Origin of the sequence: Micromonospora sp. S4605 (genome assembly GCF_003176715.1) — a bacterium.
Taxonomy (GTDB): domain Bacteria; phylum Actinomycetota; class Actinomycetes; order Mycobacteriales; family Micromonosporaceae; genus Micromonospora; species Micromonospora echinaurantiaca.
This window is the reverse complement of the sequence record NZ_QGSW01000452.1, coordinates 1-3,049: the sequence shown is the minus strand read 5'-3', so window position 1 is coordinate 3,049 and position 3,049 is coordinate 1. Positions and strand designations below refer to the sequence as shown.

Annotated in this window: 3 protein-coding genes; all 3 read left to right on the top strand. The window is 70.0% G+C overall.

What is annotated here, in order from left to right:
- On the top strand, positions 1–1,026 hold a 1,026-nt coding region (locus tag DLJ47_RS33940), incomplete at its 5' end, for a PPK2 family polyphosphate kinase (protein WP_233258167.1).
- A gap of 129 nt (positions 1,027–1,155) precedes the next feature.
- On the top strand, positions 1,156–1,782 hold the full coding sequence (locus DLJ47_RS33935; protein ID WP_088996260.1) for a DUF47 domain-containing protein: 627 nt from the start codon (positions 1,156–1,158) through the stop codon (positions 1,780–1,782).
- Between the two features lie 4 nt (positions 1,783–1,786).
- On the top strand, positions 1,787–2,791 hold the full coding sequence (locus DLJ47_RS33930) for an inorganic phosphate transporter (RefSeq protein WP_109906281.1): 1,005 nt from the start codon (positions 1,787–1,789) through the stop codon (positions 2,789–2,791).
- Positions 2,792–3,049: the final 258 nt, after the last annotated feature.

The window sequence follows — 3,049 nt, the reverse complement described above, 5'->3', positions numbered from 1 at the left end:
GTCGTGGCGCCGGTGGGCGGACGGCTGCGCGAGTTGCTGCGGGTGTCGCCGGGCGGGCCGGCCGAGCTGGGGTCGATCGATCCGCGGTCCACCCCGGGGCTGCCCGGGCCGGAGGTGACCGGCGAGCACCGCAAGGGCTGGGCCCGTGGCCAGGTCGAACTGGTCGGCGCGGAGTTGGGTCGGCAGCAGGAGATGCTCTTCGCCACCGCCAAGGCCCGCGCGGCGCGCGCCGACCCGACGGGGCTCGACGATGACCCTGCGGGGCTCGGCGGTGATCCCGCGTGGCTGAACCCGGCGGGCCTCGGGAGTGCGGGCGTGGTGGGAGAGCGGCCGGCCGGGGGCGACGGGCGGCGGGTGCTGCTGGTGCTCCAGGCGATGGACTGCGGCGGCAAGGACGGCGCGATCAAGCGGGTCGCCGGCGCCATGAACCCCCTGGGCCTGCACATCCGCTCCTTCGGCGCGCCCACCGCCGAGGAACTCCGGCACCACTTCCTGTGGCGGATCCGCCGGGCGCTGCCGCCGCCCGGTTACGTCGGGATCTTCAACCGCTCGCACTACGAGGACGTGCTGGTCGCCCGGGTCGAGTCGCTGGTGCCCGAGCCGGTCTGGCAGGCCCGGTACGACGAGATCAACGCCTTCGAGCGGGAACTGGCCGGTGCCGGGGTGACCCTGGTCAAGGTGCTGCTGCACATCTCCTACGCGGAGCAGGGCGAGCGGCTGCTGGACCGGCTGGCCGACCCGCGCAAGCACTGGAAGTACGATCCCGCCGACGTCGACGCCCGGGCCCGCTGGGACGACTACCAGGCCGCGTACGCCGAGGCGCTGAGCCGCTGCGGCACACCGGCCGCGCCTTGGTACGTGCTGCCGGCCGACCGCAAGTGGTACCGGGACTGGGCGTTGGCGCACCTGCTCCGGGAGACGTTCGACACACTCCAACTCGGGTATCCGCCAGCCGGTTTCGACGTGCGGCACGAACGGGAGCGGCTGCTGGGACCTGAGAGATCGTCGCAGGTGAACAGTAGGTGAACGGGCGATGAATGCGGCCTGGCCAGGGGTGGGCCGGCGTATTCGCGGTTCTGCCGTTTTCTAGCATTCCCAGGCGGGCACCCCTTGGGGCGGCCGCCACCCTTCCACCGACACGACGAGGTCCGTGCTGTGAAGTTTTCCTTCCGCCCGAACGAGGGCGCCTTCTACGAGCTCTTCACCAGGGCCGCGCAGAACCTGGTGCGGGGTACCGAGCTGCTCAACGAGCTGGCTCTGCCCGGGGTCGAGGTGCAGTCGGTCAGCGAGCGGCTCACCGAGGTGGAGCACGACAGCGACCAGATCACCCACGAGCTGTACAAGAAGATCAACTCCACCTTCATCACCCCGTTCGACCGGGAGGACATCTACCGGCTCGGCTCGCTGCTGGACGACGTGATGGACCACCTGGAGGCGGTCGGCAACCTGCTCTACCTCTACGGGCTGACCAAGCTCCCGTCGCTGCCCCGCGAGATGCACGAGCTGGTCAACGTCCTCGACCAGCAGGCGAAGCTGACCGCCGAGGCGATGCCCCGGCTGAAGTCGATGAAGGACCTCGAGGACTACTGGATCGAGTGCAACCGGCTGGAGAACGACGGCGACCAGGCGTACCGGATGCTGCTGGTCCGGCTCTTCTCCGGCGAGTACGACGCGCTGACCGTGCTGAAGATGAAGGAGGTCGCCGACGAGCTGGAGGCGGCCTGCGACGCCTTCGAGCACGTGGCCAACACCGTCGAGACCATCGCGGTCAAGGAGTCCTGATCCTGTGAGTCCCGAACTCATCGCCGTGCTGGCGGTGATCGCGGTGGCCCTGGCGTTCGACTACACCAACGGCTTCCACGACGCCGCCAACGCGATCGCGACCAGCATCTCCACCCGGGCGCTGACCCCCCGGGTGGCCCTGGCCATGGCCGCCGTCGGCAACTTCATCGGCGCCCACTTCGGCGCCGAGGTGGCCAAGACCGTCGGCAGCGGGCTGGTGAAGCTACCCACCGGCACGGCGAGCCTGGGCATCGTCTTCGCCGGCGTGGTCGGCGCCATCGTCTGGAACCTGATCACCTGGTACTTCGGCCTGCCGTCGTCGTCCTCGCACGCGCTGATCGGCGGCCTGGTCGGCTCGACCATCGCCGCCTCCGGCACGGTGCTCTGGACCGGCATCGGAGAGAGCGTCATCATCCCGATGGTGCTCTCGCCGATGGTCGGCTTCCTGCTCGGCTACATCGTGATGATCGCTGTGCAGTGGATCTTCCGGAAGGGGCACCCCGGCAAGCTCAACCGGGGCTTCCGCTGGGCGCAGACCGCGTCCGCGGCGGCCATGTCGGTCGGCCACGGCATGCAGGACGCCGCCAAGACCATCGGCATCGTGGTGCTCGCCCTCTACGTCGGCGGCTACCAGGACAGCGCGAGCCACATCCCGGAGTGGGCGTTCTGGACCTCCGCCGCGGTGCTGGCCGCCGGCACGTACGCCGGTGGTTGGCGGATCATCCGGACCCTGGGTCGGAAGATCATCGACCTGCGGCCGCCGGAGGGCTTCGCGGCCGAGACCGTGGCCAGCTCGGTGCTGTACTTCAACGCGCTGGTGCTCGGTGCCCCGATCTCGACCACGCACACCATCACCTCGGCGATCATGGGCGTCGGCGCGACCAAGCGGCTCTCCGCCGTGCGCTGGGGCGTGGCCGGCAACATCGTCGGCGCCTGGATCCTGACCTTCCCGGCCGCCGGCACCATCGGCGCGCTGATGTACCTGCTGGCCCGTCCGCTGTTCAGCTGACCGGCCGACGTCGAGGGGCCCCGCCGCACGGCGGGGCCCCTCCGCGTTTCCCGGCCTCCCGTCCGCAGGTGCCCGGCCTCCGGTCCGTGAGTGCCCGACCTCAGGTCGCGGGCCCGCCGGCCCGGCGGCTCAGAAAGTGTTGTGATACCTCGGCGTGATCTTCGTTGGCCGTGTCGGTGAAGATCGTGTCTGTGTCGTTGTGTCTGTAAACCGGCGTACGAGTCCTCTCTGACCGATCCGCAATGGGCGGTGATCAAG